This window comes from Mesorhizobium sp. BAC0120 (genome assembly GCF_033542235.1).
Lineage (GTDB): Bacteria > Pseudomonadota > Alphaproteobacteria > Rhizobiales > Rhizobiaceae > JAWRCU01.
The window spans coordinates 189,080-204,215 of the sequence record NZ_JAWRCU010000009.1; the positions used below are offsets into that span (position 1 = coordinate 189,080).

A 15,136-nucleotide genomic window follows, 5' to 3' on the forward strand; every position below is an offset into this window, starting at 1 on the left:
CAGACCGCGTTCGGCCGCGGTAGGCCAAGCTTCCCAGCTTGAAGATTCAGCCCTAACCGCTGAGCCGGAACTTGCGGCGGTCCCACCCGACGGCCACGTCCATTCGAAGGGCGGTGGGCTTCATCAGCGCCTTTGCGCCGTGATGGCGGCGGCACGGTTCCACGGCATGGAGCTGGATCCGCGCGACTGTGCACGTGGGGCGGACTCGTCTGCGCCCTCTGCGGCGGCTCTCTCCGCATGGCTTCAAAGTTCGGGCCTGTGGGCAAGGGCCGTGCGGTTGCGCTGGCGAGACGTGGTCCATCTCACAGAAACAGGGCCGGTGGTCCTGCTGTTCAATGACGGCGGCGCCGGCCTGATGACCGGGGTCGATCCCGAGCAAAATCTGATCCTCGTCAAGAAACCTGATTTGGCTGCGGACGAAGCGGGCATCGCAGTCGACGAACTGCGACTGGAGCAGGTCTGGTCGGGGGACACTTTGCTGGTGCGCAGCAAGCGCGCTCGATCGGCAACCGACGCGCCGTTCAACCTAGGCTGGCTGGCTTCTCTCGTTCTGCGAGAACGGCGATTGCTCCGAGACGTAGGGGTCGCCTCGCTGACATTGAGCTTCCTGACGATTTTCCCGCCTTTGCTGGTCATGACAGTGGTGGACAGGGTGCTCACGCACCATAGCTATTCGACACTTGTTCTCCTCGGCACGCTTCTCGCTGTCGCCACGGTCTTCGAGACATTCCTGAGTTACGCCCGCCGGTTGATCGTGCTGGTCTTGGGCACGCGACTTGATGCCGTCCTGAACCTGCACGTCTTCAGTCGCTTGCTACGACTGCCGCTCGACTATTTCGAGCGACATCCGGCCGGCGAGACCATGCACAAGGTCGCCCAAGTCTACAAAGTCCGGGAATTCCTCACAGGGAAGCTTCTGACCACGTTCCTGGACCTCATGACGTTGGTCGTGCTGCTGCCTTTCCTGTTCTTCCTTAATCCGTTCCTCGCTGGACTGGTGCTGGCCTGCACCGCCTTGATCATGCTCGTCATCCTTGCCTTTCTGCGTCCATTGCGCCGCGGATTTGCCGATGTGATTTTCGCCGAGACAGAAAAGGCTTCGGCGCTCGGCGAGACGATCTTCGGCATCAAGACGATAAAATCCCTGGCGCTGGAGCCGCAACGGAACGCTCTGTGGGACGAGCGGGTCGCCGATGTCGGGATCTCTCGTCTTGCTTTCGGCAAGCTGGCAAATTGGCCCCAGACGATCATCACCCCGATCGAGCGGTTCATGTCGATCTGGCTTGTGCTGGTAGGCGCCTACATGGCACTCCAGGACAACTCGGGCTACGCCGTCGGCGCCCTGTTTGCCTTCGTGATGCTCAGCATGCGCGTCGCGCAACCGCTCGTGGCACTGGCACGTCTCATTGAGGACTACGAAGGCGTTTCCCTCGCGATTGTCGAGGCCGCCTCGGTGTTGAACCGCCCGCCGGAGGCGGAGGCGATTTCCGGAGGGTTGCGGCCGCGCTTCGCTGGCGCTGTCCTTTTCGACGATGTGAGCTTCACCTACGGCGGCACCAAACTGCCCGCCCTCGACCATGTTTCGTTCCAGGTGCAAGCCGGCACGATGCTGGGCATCGTCGGGCGCAGCGGGTCCGGAAAATCGACGCTGACCCGGCTGCTGCAGGGGATCAACCGAGATTACAGCGGGTCCCTGAAGATCGACGGAAACGATGTGCGTCAAATCAATCTGCGCCATCTCCGTCAGAGTTTTGGCGTGGTCCTGCAGGAGAATTTCCTGTTTCGGGGATCGGTTCGTGACAACATCGTCGCCGGCCGCTCCGGGTTGCTCCTGGGTGATGTCGTCAACGCCGCGCGCCTCGCCGGTGCCGAGGAATTCATCGAGCGAATGCCGAGTGGTTACGAGACCATGATCGAGGAAGGTTCGCCCAATCTCTCGGGCGGCCAACGGCAGCGACTGGCGATCGCGCGCGCCTTGATAACCGATCCGCGCATTCTGATCCTCGACGAAGCCACCAATGCGCTCGATCCAGAGAGCGAGGCGCTGCTCAACGCCAACCTGCTTCGCATCGCCAGTGGCCGGACGATGGTCATCGTCTCACACCGGCTGTCATCACTGGTCGATTGCGATCTGATCCTTGTGTTGGACAAGGGCAAAGCCATCGATATCGCTCCTCATGACATCCTGCTCGACCGCTGCGCCATCTATCGCCAGCTCTGGTCCCAGCAGAGCCGTCATCAGGATTACCAGGGACAACACCTTGTCGCTCCTGCGTTTGTCAAAAGCCGATAACTCCGCGAGCCATCGCGACGATGCTGCCGCCAGGGTGCTCCTGGAATTTCAATCGCCATCCCAAGCGATGGTCGCTGCTCCAGTCCCGCGGGCAGCGCGCGGATCTATCTGGGGCATATCGGGCATGCTCGCCATATCCCTGGTGGCGATGGGGTTGATCCCGATCGACAAGGTGGTGACGGCTCGTGGAAGAGTGATCTCGCGGATACCCGCACTGGTCGTGCAGCCCCTTGAAACCTCGATCGTGCGCGCGATCGCGGTCAGCGAAGGCCAGCAGGTGCACGCAGGCGACACGCTCGCCGAACTCGATCCAACCTTCACGGAGGCGGATGTCGGCGGTTTGGCGTCGCAAGTTTCCCTGTTGGGGGCCGAAGTTGCGCGTCTCCAGGCGGAGACCGAAGGTCATTTGTTCACTTATGCCGGATCCGACCCGAATTTCGCGCTACAGGCATCGATTGCGGCCGAGCGGTCTTCTGAGTGGAAGCTCAAACATGACATGTACCAGCAGCGCATCGATGGCCTGAACGCCGTCATCGCGCGCAGTGCCGCAGATGTGAAGACTTTCCAGGCTCGCCAGAGAGTGGCCGAAAAGATCCTCTCCATCCGCAAGGAGCTGGAGCGGCGAGAGGTCGGCAGCACGCTCGATTCGCTGGCTGCGATCGACAATGATTTGGGAATGACGAGCGCTTCTTCCAACGCGGCACAGACCGAAGAGAGCGCGCAGCACGATCTCGGAGCAGTCACGGCGGAGCGAGATGCCTATGATCAGGACTGGCGCGCGAAGGTTTCGCAAGAGCTGTCGGAGCAGAGGGAGAAACTGATCGAGGCCAAGAAACAGTTGAGCAAGGCGCAGCGCCGCCAGCAACTGGTCGTGCTGCATGCCGACCGCGATGCAACCGTTCTGACGGTCGCAAAGGTTTCCGTGGGGTCGGTGCTGCTGCCGGGCGAGCATTTCATCACGTTGGTCCCTGCCGGCTCACCTCTCGAGGTGGAGGTGAACATAGTGGGCCACGACAGTGGTTTCGTGCATGAGGGTGCTCCGGCAGCGGTCAAGTTCGATGCTTTTCCAGCGTCGCAATATGGATTGGCCTATGGGTCAGTCCGCACCGTCAGTGCCGACAGCTTTACGGGTTCGGACGATGATAAGTCCGGCTTCGGCACCGCTCCGGTGAACCTCGGCAGTTCAGAGCCGTTCTATCGCTCGCGCATCACGCTCGACGAGGTGAAGCTGCACGATGTGCCTCCCGGCTTTCACATCGTGCCCGGTATGCCCGCCACTGCGGACATCAAGGTCGGCCGGCGCACCGTGCTCGCCTATCTGCTCGGTCGGATACTGCCGGTGGCATCGGAAGGGATGCGCGAGCCATGATCCATCATGGAAACACTGCTCCGGCTCTGGACGGCGGGATGGCGAGGCGATCGCGGCTGACTGATCATGTCGTCAGTGTGCTGTGGCCATCGATGGCGCTTCGCCGCGCGACGAGGCTGGTCGCGCAGGGGCAGGCGAACAGGGCGTTCGTGCTCCTCGCTCGTGCGGCCCGCGCCGGCAACGCTGAGGCTGAATACCGGGTCGGGCGATGCTACCTGGACGGCTCTGGCGTCCCGGCCAGCCGCATCGACGGCGTCCGTTGGATCGAACGTGCGGCCACGCGGGGACATGTCGATGCCGAATGGAGTCTTGCGGCGCTCCACATCGACGGTGTCGCGCCTACCTGCAGGAAGCGGGCCTCTCCCGGATCTGATCTCTTCTCATCTGATGCGGCTCCCGAACCTGATTTCGAGGCGGCACAGAAATGGGCGCGCCGTGCGGCAGAACATGGATCCGCCGATGGACAGGCATTGCTGGGGTACATTCTCACGTCAGGCCCCGAATCCATGCGCGATCTCGATCAGGCACGACAATGGTACAAGCGTTCCGCTGAAGCCGGCTGTCCGCAGGGCGCCTTCGGCTACGGATTGTCGCTCGCCCAATCGATCGCAAGTGAGGGCGACGAGGCTCGGATGACCGAGCATATCCGCCTCGCCGCGCAAGCCGGTCTGTCCCCGGCAATTTATTTGCTTGGCATGCTTACGGAGCGCGGGATAGGGACGGAGCCGGACCAGACGGCGGCCGTGCAGCTTTACAGGCGCGCAGCCATGATGGGCAATCGCTCCGCCCAGACGAGTTGGGGACGCGCGCTGATGTCGGGGGCGGGGGTCGGACAGAACCGGACGGAAGGCGAGTCGTGGCTTCGCAGGGCCGCACTGGCCGGCGATTCCGACGCGGCCGCATTGGTGGGCGATATTTACGCCGAAACCGGTGCACTTCCTCCAAACTATGCCGAGGCGGCAATCTGGTATCGCCGGGCAGCAGAGTCCGGTCATGTCGTCGCGGCTCGAACCCTGGGTATGTTCCATCTGTTCGGCACCGGAATGGGATGTGATCCGAAGGAGGCGTCAAACTGGCTACGCGCCGCTGCCGAGGGTGGTGATCAGTCGGCGCAGGTGGTTCTTGCCAACCTGCTCCTCAACGGTGTCGGGGAGAGCCAGCCTGAAGACCTTGCCAAGGCGCGCGAGTGGCTTCAGCGGGCGGCCGCATTGGGGAACCTTGTGGCCGCATTCCATTTGGGACTTTGCCTGTTGGAAGGCACCGGCGTTGAGCGCGACGAGCGAGCGGCAATTCAATGGCTCTGCCGTGCGGCGGAGGAGCTCGTGGCCGCGCAGTATTGGTATGGCCGAGCGCTTGCGGAGGGGCGTGGAATCGATGCCGACCCCGAGGCAGGTCGTGCCTGGATTGCGCGTGCCGCCGCCGCCGGGATGGCGGATGCGGAAGCCGCACTGGCGGAGATGATGGTGAACGGCCGTGGCGGACCGAAGGATCACAGCGCCGCGCTGGAGCTGTTCGAAAAGGCTGCCGGAAAAGGCCATGCCGGAGCCATGTTTGCGCTCGGCATGATGAGAGATGGCGGATTTGACGTGCCTGACGACCACGCCTCGGCGCTGCAATGGTTCGAGGCTGCCGCCGAGCGTGGGCACGAGGGCGCCCGGCAAATGGTCAGCCGTTCTTCGCCCTAGTTCGTCTTGCGTGGAGGTCACTCCGCCGCAATGCTCGCCACCTGCCTCAAGTTGAGCGCGGTTTGCGCCTCGCCGACCACCTGAGCCAGTCGCTTCAAAAGCGCCTCCGAGGCCGGTTTGCCATCGAGCAAATCGCGCTCCGCGGCATAGATCGCCGTGGGCAGCGCGAAGGCCTCGAAGAAGCCAAACAGCGGCCGGAGCTGGTGCTCTACCATCAGCGCGTGGCGGTCGCCGCCGCCGGTGGCGGTGAGCACCACCGGCTTGCCGCGTAGGGCGGCGGGGTCGAGGAGGTCGAAGAAATGCTTGAATAGGCCTGTATAGCTGCCCTTGTAGGTAGGCGAGCCGACCACGAGAAGGTCGGCCTCGACAACACTGTCGAGGATCGCCCGCGCCTGCCGGTCGAGATCGCCGGCCCGCCGCGCCGTGGGGAAGGAGGGGCCCAGCGCCTCGATGTCATAACAATTCGCCGCAAGCCCGTTGCGGCGCATGATTTCATTGGCGACATGATCGACGAAGGCGAAGGTTTTCGACGGGCGGGTGATGTTGCCGGAAAGGCCGACCACCATTGAACGAGGCACAGGGTACTCCCTTGCGGTAATGCCGCTCACGCCGCCGAGGCGACGCGCGGGCGCTGGCCGCGGCCGAACTCCACGTCCCAGCTGCGCTCGGCGTGCGCGGCCTCGCCCTGCAAGCCAAGCTTCGGGAACAGCAGTTCGGCGACATTGAAGATCTCTTCCAGATGCGGGTAGGCAGAGCCGATGATCGTTTCGATGCCGATCTCCTGATATTCGCGGATACGAGCCGCCACGCTGTCCGGATCACCGACCAGCGCGGTGCCGGCGCCGCCCCGCACCAGGCCGAGCCCGGCCCACAGGTTCGGCCCGACCACCAGCCTGTCGCGCCGGCCCTGGTGGAGTGCGGCCATCCGCTTCTGGCCGATTGATTCCGAGACGTTCAGGAAACCGTCCTGCGCCTCGGCGATCACTTCGTCACTGACCCGGCTGATCAGCCTGTCGGCGGCGGCCCAGGCCTCCTTTTCGGTCTCGCGCACGATCAGGTGGATACGCAACCCGAAGCGGATCGTGCGGCCTTGCGCGGCCGCGGCGACCCGAACGCGGTCGAGCTTTTCGGCAAGCTGCTCTACCGGCTCGCCCCAGCTCAGATAGACGTCGACATGCTTGGCTGCGATGGCAATGCCGGTATCGGAGGAACCGCCGAACCACAGCGGCGGATAGGGCTTCTGCACGGGCGGGAATGAGATGTCGGTGCCATGCGCCGAGAGATATTTGCCCTCGAAATCCGCTGGCTCGCCGGAAAGGATGCGCCGCCAGATGGTCAGGAACTCGTCAGTCTGCGCATAGCGCTCGTCGTGGCCGAGCTTGATGCCGTCGCCTGCGAGGTCGGCCGGATCCGCGCCGGTGACGACATTGAGCAGCACACGGCCTCCGGAGATGCGGTCGAGCGTCGCGGAATGGCGGGCAAACAGCGCCGGCGTGCCGCTACCCGGCCTCAAGGCCACCAGGAAGCTGAGCTTCTCGGTAAGCGGGATCAGCGAGGCCGCGACGATCCAGGCGTCCTCGCAGCGCGTGCCAGTGGGCAGAAGGACGCCCTTGAAGCCCAGCCTGTCCGCCGCCTGCGCGATCTCCCTCATATAGCCGAAGGTCGCTGGCCGGTGACGTTCGTCGGTGCCGAGATAGGGGCCGTCCCCATGGGTCGGCAGATACCAGTAAAGGTCGAGCGGGTGCTTGCCGGACATGGAATTATCCTTTCATCCGAGGTTTGGGCGCGAAAAGCTCAGAGCTTGCCCTTCCAGGGCACCAGGCGGCGTTCCAGCAGGCGCATGCCGGCCGAAAACGAAAAGGCGAGGGCGGCAATGACGATCAGGCCGACGAAGACGACGTCCGTCGCGAGGAACTGCGCGGCCGACATGATCATGTAGCCGAGTCCGGACCGGGCAGCGATGAGCTCGGCCGCCACCAGAGTGGAGAGCCCGGCGCCGATGGCGATCCTCAGCCCGGTCAGGATTTCCGGCAGGGCCGAGGGCAGGATGATCGAGAAGAAGAGTTGCAGCCGGCTGGCGCCGAGCGACAGCGCAGCATTGATGCGCTCGACCGGGACGGAGCGCACGCCGGCCTGCGCCGAGAAACAGATCGGCGCGAAGGTCGACAGCGACAGAAGCAGGATCTTCGAGGTCTCGCCAATGCCGAGCCAGATGATCAGCAGCGGCAGATAGGCAAGCGGCGGCAGGCCCCAGTAGAGGTCGATCGGCACGCGGAAGACGCTGTTCACCCAGCGGTTCAGCCCCATGAGCAGTCCGAGCGGCACCCCGATGAGCAGCCCGGCGGCGAGCGCCGCAGCGATGCGGCCGAGGCTGGCGAGCGTATGGGTGGCAAGGGTGCCTTCGGCATAGCCGTCTTTCGCGACCACGGTGAACTGGTCGAGCACCTGTGAAGGCGAAGGCAGGAACAGCGGCGTCGCCCAGCCGAGCCGGGTGGCCGCGAACCAGACCCCAATGAGCGCGACAAGCGTCGCGGCGCCGAGCAAGGCGGGGCCGCCTGCCGGGACGCCTGCCGGGCGGTGGGCGGGCCTGCGGATCGCCGGGGCGAGGAAATCTCTCGTAGTGGTGGCGAGGGTCATTGTAGCACTCCGTTGCTTCTCGTTTCGGGCTGGTGGATGAGCGCCCGGATTTCCTCGCGAAGCTCGATGAAGCGGGGATCGGAAAGGATCGGCCCGATCGCGCCGCTCTCGGCGAAGTCGTGGACGAAGTCGGCCTGCAGGCGGGCGATGATGCGCCCGGGCCGTGGCGACATGACCACCACCGTAGTGCCGAGCGTGAGCGCCTCCTCGATCGAGTGGGTGATGAACAGCACCTGCTTGCCGGTCTTGGCCCATACCGAGGCCAGCAATTGCTGCATCGTTTCGCGGGTGAGGCTGTCGAGCGCGCCGAACGGCTCGTCCATGAGCAGCACCTTCGGGTCGGTGGCAAGCGCGCGGGCGATGCCGACACGCTGACGCATGCCGCCGGAGAGCTCGTAAGGCGGCTTGTCGCCGAACTCGGCGAGTCCGACGAGCGCAAGCAATTCGCGCGCCCGTTCACGCCGCTCGCGCCTGCCGATGCCGCGATATTTCAGGCCGAGCGCTACATTGTCGACGACGCTCGCCCAGGGGAGCAGCGTGTCCTTCTGGAAGACGACGCCGCGGTCTCCGCCGGGGCGGTCGATCACGCCGCCGTCGAGCGTGATCGAGCCGTCGGTCAGCGGCAGAAAGCCGGCGATGGCGTTGAGCAGGGTGGACTTGCCGCACCCCGAGGCGCCGACCGCAACGACTATGGATTTCGGCGCGATGTCGAGCGAGACGCGGTCGAGCGCGTGCACGCTGCTGCCGTCCGAGCCGGGAAAGACCACGCTGGCATCGCGGATTCGAAGCATGGTGGCGGTTCTCCGAAGCGGCGCGGGGAGATCGGCGCCCGCGCCCTCGATTGGCGGTTGGAGCAGTCCGTTCTGGCCCAGTCAGTTGGAGGCTTTCGCCGCCTCGACATATTGCGGATCGGCGAAACCCGCATAGCTTTCCTGGATCGCGCTGATCTTGTGCTGGTCCTTCAGGAAGGCGGCGGTATCGCTGAGGATTTTGGCCACGCCGCCATTCGCGCCGCCACCCAGCCACTTGTCGGAAATCTGCTCGTCGAGCGGCGGCACCACAGTCGATTTCAGCCGCTCGGCATTCTCGGCCGGCGTGCCGCCCTGAAGCTAGGCAATCAGCTTTGCGTTCTCGGAGTCCGGCCCCCAGGCCGCCTTGTCGGTGGCGAAGGAGCTCGAATAGCCATCGACTTCACGGATGTACTGGCTGAGGAAATCGGGATGCTCCTTGGCGAACTCGCCGGTGGCGACCAGCGCGCTGAAGGTCGGCGCGCCGCGGTCGGCGACATCGCCGGCGGTGAGCAGCACCTTGCCGTCCTTCTTCAGTTCCGAGAGAGCCGGATCCCAGACGAAGGCGCCGTCGATATCGCCGCGCTTCCAGGCAGCGACGATCTCCGGCTGGGAGATGGCGATGACCTGGCTTTCCTTCTCGCTGATGCCCTCCTGCTTGAGAACGGCGAGGAGCTGGTAGTGGTCGGTGGAAACCGGCGCCGCGGCAAGCTTCTTGCCACGCAGATCGGCCGGCGAACCGATGTCGGGTCGCACCACAAGAGCCTCCCCATCACGTGAGAACGACGAGATATAGAAGGCCTTGACGTCCAGCCCCTGGCTGACGGCGGCGGCGAAGGGGCTGGATCCCACATCGCCGATCTGCACGTCGCCGGAAGCGATTGCCGCGAAGATCTCGGCACCGGAATTGAAGCGGCGGAACTCGATGTCCCACCCGGTCTTCTTGGCGATGTCGCCATTGGCGATGCCGACGAGATAGGGCACCGCGCCGGTTTGATAGGCAATGACGACCTTCTTGTCTTCCGCAGCCAGGGCCAGCGAGACGGAGCCCATCAGCGAGAGACCGGCGAGGGCTGCTGTGAACAGTTTGCGCATGCGTTTACCCCTTCTTTGGTCGAGGCTCGAGTGCCCCAAAAGGCCAGCGCACATCGCTGACAGGTAAACTCTACAAGTGTTATAGACTTAAACGAGAAAGGCTTTTGCCAATTTCGCGGCACGGGCGCGATAATTCGTCTAGCTGAACCACGGCCGGGTGAAGCATGGTTCTCGTTCGCGGTGGATTAGGTGTGTTGAGGGGCATCAACGGCAATCCCGGTAGGAGCCGGTTGGAAAGCGCGTTTGATTTCGGCATATGGGATGACTTTGAGGTCCTGGTGCCGCCGTATGTCGGCAGGGATCTGTAGGCTTTTCGATGCAAGTGCGATTGTGGTGCCTGAAATGAATGCTTTGAGCAGGGCCGGATTTGCTGCGATGCTGACCGCAGCCGTTGTGGCGGGTTCGTCGAGTGCGCACGCTGACAGCATCGTGGTGGTTCCTCCCGGCAACCGTTCGGCGACGCAGCCGCCGATCCCCAATGCCTCGGCACAGAGGACGCACGCCTTCAACACCACCTATGAGGCCAAATACGGACAGATCGTCGCGCTGCTGCGGAAGGAAAAGCCGCTGATGACGTCGATCAGGAAGACTGCGGCCGACTATGAGATCGATCCGATCCATATCGTCGGCGCGCTTGTCGGAGAACACACCTACAACGTCAGCGCGGTCGGCACTGCGCAGACCTACTATGTCAAGGCTCTGGCCTATGCCAATGCTGACCTTGCCTTCCGCTACAAGGGCATGTCCCTCCAGCCATTTCTGGAGCGGCCGGAGTTCGCTCCCTGCTCAGCCCAGAGGGGCAGCGCGGCGCAGTGGAGCTGTCGCGACCAGGTCTGGCAGGACTTCTTTCGCGGCAAGACCGTGGATGGCGTAAGCTACGAGCCGGTCACCTTCCAGCGCGCCTTCTTTCAGCCCTTCTATGCCGGCCAGACCTTTGGCTTCGGCCAGATCAGCCCGTTGACGGCGCTTCAGGTCACCGATCTGGTCCATGAGGTCAGCGGCTTGCCGAAGCTGAGCCCGGATAAGCCGCAGGCGATCTATCGCGACATCATGGATCCCGAACGCTCGGTGATCTACATTGCCGCGGTCGTGCGCGATGCCATCGATGCTTATGCCGCGCAGGGCTACGACATCTCTGGCAACCCCGGCATCACTGCCACCCTCTACAATGTTGGCCAACCGCGGCGACGCGCGGCCGAGTTGCGGGCAGCTGCGAAAAGCGGCACCCGCAGGCTGCCGGCCGAGAACTATTATGGCTGGCTGGTCAACGAGAAGCTGCCGGAATTGCAAGGCCTGCTCGACGGGGCAACGCAGTAGGCGTTTGCCGGCTGGCCATCTGGAACTAAGCAAGGCCAAACGCGCTTGCATCTGTTCGTTGACTTCGTCCACGGCGGTAGCCGCATCACGGCAAACCTACTTATGCTCCGCGGTTTGAGGCTTTTCGAGTTCGTCGAGAAACGAGGAGGAATGTCCAAAACGCAATGGCAGCACCCACAGCATATTTGAACCACGCGTAGCCCATCGAGGCGGCCCCAAGCCAGGTATCGAAGGCCGCGACAAGGACAGTCATCAACACCAGCCCCATTCCAAACGCTTCGGCGGCGGACAGATCTCCCAGAAGCCACGCCACCCGTTCGTCTGAGACGCGTCGACTGAGGGTCCTCAGCAATTGGCCAGCAACTGCGCCTGCAATCGCCATGACAACGGCTGTGACGGCAATGCCGCCGACAAAGCTTAGGATCTCCAGAAACATCTTGCGTCCCCCCTGTTCGACCAACGCTAATGGTCGAATTAGACTTCATCTCCCGCTTGGCATTCAGGCTATCCTCGCACGCCGCCGCCTCCGGTCAGATTCCGGTTGTACCTTCTAACGTTTATCTCCCTTTGCAAATCGTCAAACTCCTTCTCGGTGCAAAGGGCGTTATACATTTTGGTCATCGTCTGCTTGAGGGTCGTTCTCTGTTTCGGGCAATGAGCGGCAGAGATCTGCTCAAGGTTGTTGTGGGCCTGTGTTGCGAGGGTGCAGCGCTTTATCTGGTCCTCCGGAGATTTCGAAAGGGAAGCGATCTGTCGCTCGATCTTCTTCGCCGAGCGCAACTCCTGCTCGACATTGGCGCACGCTTCCTTCTCGATGCCTGTTTCGCCGCCCTTCGTCTTTCTTTGCACTGCCTTCTGGTTTTCGCCGCCGACGCGTGAGGCTTGAAAGGTGCAGGTCTCCCCAGACGTGGACTGGGTGTACCTGCCGGACATGCTCGCCCCGCTGATCGACCCTGAGAACGATGCCTGGTTTCCGAACAAGTTCGATGTGGTGAAGGAAATTGAAGAGCCGCGTACCTGACCGGACTTGACCCTCCCGTTTGTAACGTTGCCCGAGACGCCCCCTTGATCATCGACCGAAAGGGACAGAGAACCCGACCCCCACGAACAATTGATTGTCCCTGACCAAGAAGTATCTGCTGCTGAAGGAAGTGTCCCCAGAAACAGTATCGAAACTGCAGCAGCAAAGCCGCCGATGTCGAGCTTATGCATTGTTCTGCTCCGCTGCCCAGATAATGGGGGTCGATACGCTCCAAGTACGAAGACTGCCACTCCCAAATGGGAGTGCTTGAGGCAACTATCGCCGCCACAGCAGATTCGTCAAAGTAACGCGAAAGGCCTGAAATCGCCCTGTGAGGCGCCTGAAGAGTTGCCCATTGAAGGCACTGCACTTCGGAAGTGCTTTTCATTGACCCCAATCTGATAAGCTTTATATGTTCCGTTGGGGAAATCAGGGGGAACCGACCTTGCCGCGTGCAGCAGCTGGGTGGGTAGGGGATGATACGGAGATCACTGGACAACTACGGTGAAGACCATGTGGCAGCCATCAGTTCCGAGGTCTCTGCCAGGATCGACGCTGCGACCTTCGGGACCGGGTCATGGGACGAGGTGCCGGCGGCGCTGAGCAGCGCTTTCCCCGGCTCGTGGGGTGGCGTCTACAACATGAACTTCCCGGAAAATCGGCTGAATTTCATGTCGCTCCAGAACATGGAGCCGGCCTTCGTCAAATCGTTTGCCGACCACTTCGCGTATGTCAATCCGTGGGCTGCCTATTGGGCCTCGCTCAAGACCACTACCATTGCCGCTTCAGAGGACGTCTACCCGGCGCGGAGCATCGCCAAATCAGAATTTTACAACGATTGGCTGCTGCCGCAGAACACTGAGGCTGCCGCGGGCATGAAGCTCGTCGGCGAGCGCGGCGAGGCGGTACACGTCCTATTGCATTTCCCGCTCTCCCAATCCGGTGTCTACGACAAGGCCGGATTAGAAATTCTGCATCGGATCCGCGGCAACTTTGAGCGATCCGTCAACCTGGCCCGCCTGCTGCGCACGGACGTCGAGACAGTCGTTGCCGACGCGGCGCTGGTGGAACGTAGCCGGTATGCGGCCTTGGTCGTCTCGGGCGATCGGCTGCTGCGCGAATCAAACCTGATGGCGGAGCAACTCTTTTCCTCGGGGCAAGGCGTGGCCGTCCGCAATGGTCGCTGCTACCTCGTGGACAAGGACGCTGATGCACGCTTCGGAGCTACGCTCGAAAAGCTTGCGGCGGGAACCCCGACACGCGCCTCGCGCATTGCCTTCCGCACTGCGGCGGGAGCCTGGCAGGTGTCGGTCGCGGCGATTCCGCTTCCCCGACCATCGCCGGCAAGCATCCTGTCTTTGCTGCCTCCACGCCGGATGGTCCTGGTTCTGGTCGTGGATCTCGGACTTCAACGCGCGGAAGCGGCCGACCTCGCATCGCTCTCAACGCTATTCGGACTCACGCCATCGGAGATAGCCTTCTGCAAAAGGCTGCTTCTCGGGGAATCCGTGACCGATGCCGCCGAGCATCTCGGCATTACCGAGGGGACCGCCCGGACCAGGCTGAAAGCCATCCTTCAGAAGACCTCCACATCGCGGCAGGGGCAGCTCATGCTGCTCCTGTCGAAAGCGACCTGACGGCGGGGCAGGGATCACCGGCATTATATTGGCGAGCGTCGCGGCCCCTGATGCGGTTTCTCGCATGCGCCACGCCCGCGTCCGGTTTCGGCATCACCGACCTCCCATTTGGGAGTGGCGGTCGCTCGCGGATTTGCCGCATCCTCAATCTCCACGGAAAGGGAAACGACAGCGCATCCCGTGGGCTAGGGGCTAAAAACCAAGATGATGAAGCTATGCTTGATATTGTCGGTGCTGCTGCTTGCCGGCTGCGCTTCGGACGACGTGGCCGATTTCGCCAATGCGGGCGTTGAGCTCGCCGCCACCGGCCTGGAAATCGCAGGCGCTGCGGCGGGCGCGTCGGGTGGCGGTAGTGGCGGCGGCTATTCGTCTCCCACTCGCACTCTTCCGAATTCCGGGGGATACAGCCAGCGCGGAGCGTTCGAGGACTGCCAGCGCATGTACGAGGCTGCCGGTCGCTTCGACCTGGCTCGTGAATGCGCCAACCGGGCCAACAACATGGGATCGCTGAACTGATGATCCCCATCGGCAGCAGGTGCAGCCTTTCTGTGCTGCGCCCCCTTGCGGTCATTCCGGCACTGGGGCTCCTGGCCATGTTGCCTGATACCGGACTGACGCAGCAGAGCGATTGGATATACGACATCTTCGTGAAGGAATGCCGGGAGGCGGGCGGCCGTCCTGCCAGTTCGTTGGAAGAGTATCGGCGAGGAGAACAGTTTCGTTGCGATCGGGGCAGTTCCGGGCAATCGAATGCAGTTCCGGAAGCGGTCTGCTCAACGGAAGCGAAGGAGGCGGTGGACTGGGTCTTTCGCGACCAGGGTGCGAGAGGCACTTACGCACGGCTCTTCAACGAAGGAGGGACGCCCTTCGATTCCGTTCTCGGCGCGCAGGGCCACAACCCTTCGGCCCAGAATGCGCTGCTGGGCTGCAGGCCATGGGTCGAGAGCTATCTTGCAAGCCTCGGCGCCAGTCGTGACGGGCCGGCACTGGGTGACCGGAAGCTCAGCGCGAGAGACTGCGAATGCATCTCGGTGATTCCGGTCGGCGCCAATGAGCAGGGGAGGGCGACCTATCGCGTATCGAACTCATGCGACGGGATGAAGGTCGCCGTCAGGTTTGTGGGTGATATCCTGAACTCGACCGCGCGGGATGCCTTTTCGTCGTGGGGGAGTGCCGGGCTGCTGGCTGCTGGGCTGAGCAGCGAAATAACGGCGCCCGAGTTGAAGTATACGTCCATCGCCGCAGTCAATCTCAAGAACGCGTCGTCGTCCTACACCTGCAACTTCTGACTTCT

At 63.0% G+C, this 15,136-nt stretch carries 13 protein-coding genes and 1 pseudogene; 7 read left to right on the forward strand and 7 right to left on the reverse strand.

Going from position 1 to position 15,136, the window contains the following annotated elements; all coding sequences use genetic code 11:
• Positions 1-292 precede the first annotated feature (292 nt).
• The 3 genes from SAZ10_RS20675 (at position 293) to SAZ10_RS20685 (ending at position 5,347) form a co-directional block, all read left to right on the forward strand.
• Entirely contained in the window at positions 293-2,293 is a 2,001-nt protein-coding gene (locus tag SAZ10_RS20675) for a peptidase domain-containing ABC transporter (RefSeq protein WP_318611249.1), read from the forward strand.
• Positions 2,294-2,360: 67 nt separating this feature from the next.
• Positions 2,361-3,662 (forward strand): HlyD family type I secretion periplasmic adaptor subunit, encoded by a 1,302-nt coding sequence (locus SAZ10_RS20680; RefSeq protein WP_318611250.1) that lies wholly within the window; start codon positions 2,361-2,363, stop codon positions 3,660-3,662.
• Positions 3,659-5,347, forward strand: a complete 1,689-nt coding sequence (locus SAZ10_RS20685; RefSeq protein ID WP_318611251.1) for a hypothetical protein — start codon at positions 3,659-3,661, stop codon at positions 5,345-5,347. Before SAZ10_RS20680 ends, SAZ10_RS20685 begins: the two co-directional genes overlap by 4 nt.
• Before the next feature lie 17 nt (positions 5,348-5,364).
• On the opposite strand, the gene msuE is transcribed toward SAZ10_RS20685, so the two are convergent.
• The 5 genes and pseudogenes from msuE to SAZ10_RS20710 all read right to left on the reverse strand — a co-directional run bounded on the left by msuE (position 5,365) and on the right by SAZ10_RS20710 (position 9,867).
• The gene (gene msuE, locus SAZ10_RS20690) at positions 5,365-5,925 is read right to left on the reverse strand and encodes an FMN reductase (protein ID WP_318611252.1); all 561 of its coding nucleotides are present in this window, start codon (positions 5,923-5,925) and stop codon (positions 5,365-5,367) included.
• 26 nt (positions 5,926-5,951) lie between these two features.
• A complete protein-coding gene (ssuD, locus tag SAZ10_RS20695) occupies positions 5,952-7,103 on the reverse strand; it encodes an FMNH2-dependent alkanesulfonate monooxygenase (protein WP_318611253.1) in 1,152 nt (383 codons plus the stop codon).
• 38 nt (positions 7,104-7,141) lie between these two features.
• Complete coding sequence (locus tag SAZ10_RS20700; RefSeq protein WP_318611254.1) at positions 7,142-7,984, reverse strand: ABC transporter permease subunit; 843 nt, start codon at positions 7,982-7,984, stop codon at positions 7,142-7,144.
• Positions 7,981-8,775, reverse strand: coding sequence for an ABC transporter ATP-binding protein (locus SAZ10_RS20705; RefSeq protein WP_318611255.1), 795 nt, complete (start codon positions 8,773-8,775; stop codon positions 7,981-7,983). Before SAZ10_RS20705 ends, SAZ10_RS20700 begins: the two co-directional genes overlap by 4 nt.
• Positions 8,776-8,856: 81 nt before the next feature.
• A pseudogene (locus SAZ10_RS20710) lies at positions 8,857-9,867 on the reverse strand (ABC transporter substrate-binding protein).
• A gap of 375 nt (positions 9,868-10,242) precedes the next feature.
• Here SAZ10_RS20710 and SAZ10_RS20715 point away from each other — a divergent pair.
• On the forward strand, positions 10,243-11,184 hold the full coding sequence (locus tag SAZ10_RS20715) for a DUF1402 family protein (protein WP_412535257.1): 942 nt from the start codon (positions 10,243-10,245) through the stop codon (positions 11,182-11,184).
• 100 nt (positions 11,185-11,284) lie between these two features.
• On the opposite strand, the gene SAZ10_RS20720 is transcribed toward SAZ10_RS20715, so the two are convergent.
• Both SAZ10_RS20720 and SAZ10_RS20725 read right to left on the reverse strand, forming a co-directional pair.
• On the reverse strand, positions 11,285-11,620 hold the full coding sequence (locus SAZ10_RS20720; RefSeq protein ID WP_318611257.1) for a hypothetical protein: 336 nt from the start codon (positions 11,618-11,620) through the stop codon (positions 11,285-11,287).
• A gap of 68 nt (positions 11,621-11,688) precedes the next feature.
• Positions 11,689-12,396, reverse strand: coding sequence for a hypothetical protein (locus tag SAZ10_RS20725; RefSeq protein WP_318611258.1), 708 nt, complete (start codon positions 12,394-12,396; stop codon positions 11,689-11,691).
• Positions 12,397-12,681: 285 nt separating this feature from the next.
• Here SAZ10_RS20725 and SAZ10_RS20730 point away from each other — a divergent pair, with 285 nt between their 5' ends.
• The 3 genes from SAZ10_RS20730 to SAZ10_RS20740 all read left to right on the forward strand — a co-directional run bounded on the left by SAZ10_RS20730 (position 12,682) and on the right by SAZ10_RS20740 (position 15,131).
• On the forward strand, positions 12,682-13,842 hold the full coding sequence (locus tag SAZ10_RS20730) for a hypothetical protein (protein ID WP_318611259.1): 1,161 nt from the start codon (positions 12,682-12,684) through the stop codon (positions 13,840-13,842).
• Positions 13,843-14,046: 204 nt separating this feature from the next.
• Entirely contained in the window at positions 14,047-14,358 is a 312-nt protein-coding gene (locus SAZ10_RS20735; RefSeq protein WP_318611260.1) for a hypothetical protein, read from the forward strand.
• Positions 14,359-14,636: 278 nt separating this feature from the next.
• Positions 14,637-15,131, forward strand: a complete 495-nt coding sequence (locus tag SAZ10_RS20740) for a hypothetical protein (protein WP_318611261.1) — start codon at positions 14,637-14,639, stop codon at positions 15,129-15,131.
• Positions 15,132-15,136 lie beyond the last annotated feature (5 nt).

Bases quoted from the DNA above. Each gene is read 5' to 3' on its own strand.
- SAZ10_RS20715 (WP_412535257.1), top strand. From the start codon at position 10,243: ATGCTGACCGCAGCCGTTGTGGCGGGTTCGTCGAGTGCGCACGCTGAC.
- SAZ10_RS20720 (WP_318611257.1), bottom strand. From the start codon at position 11,620: ATGTTTCTGGAGATCCTAAGCTTTGTCGGCGGCATTGCCGTCACAGCC.
- SAZ10_RS20700 (WP_318611254.1), bottom strand. From the start codon at position 7,984: ATGACCCTCGCCACCACTACGAGAGATTTCCTCGCCCCGGCGATCCGC.
- SAZ10_RS20730 (WP_318611259.1), top strand. From the start codon at position 12,682: ATGATACGGAGATCACTGGACAACTACGGTGAAGACCATGTGGCAGCC.
- SAZ10_RS20725 (WP_318611258.1), bottom strand. From the start codon at position 12,396: ATGCATAAGCTCGACATCGGCGGCTTTGCTGCTGCAGTTTCGATACTG.
- SAZ10_RS20735 (WP_318611260.1), top strand. From the start codon at position 14,047: ATGATGAAGCTATGCTTGATATTGTCGGTGCTGCTGCTTGCCGGCTGC.
- SAZ10_RS20680 (WP_318611250.1), top strand. From the start codon at position 2,361: ATGGTCGCTGCTCCAGTCCCGCGGGCAGCGCGCGGATCTATCTGGGGC.
- SAZ10_RS20685 (WP_318611251.1), top strand. From the start codon at position 3,659: ATGATCCATCATGGAAACACTGCTCCGGCTCTGGACGGCGGGATGGCG.
- ssuD (WP_318611253.1), bottom strand. From the start codon at position 7,103: ATGTCCGGCAAGCACCCGCTCGACCTTTACTGGTATCTGCCGACCCAT.
- SAZ10_RS20705 (WP_318611255.1), bottom strand. From the start codon at position 8,775: ATGCTTCGAATCCGCGATGCCAGCGTGGTCTTTCCCGGCTCGGACGGC.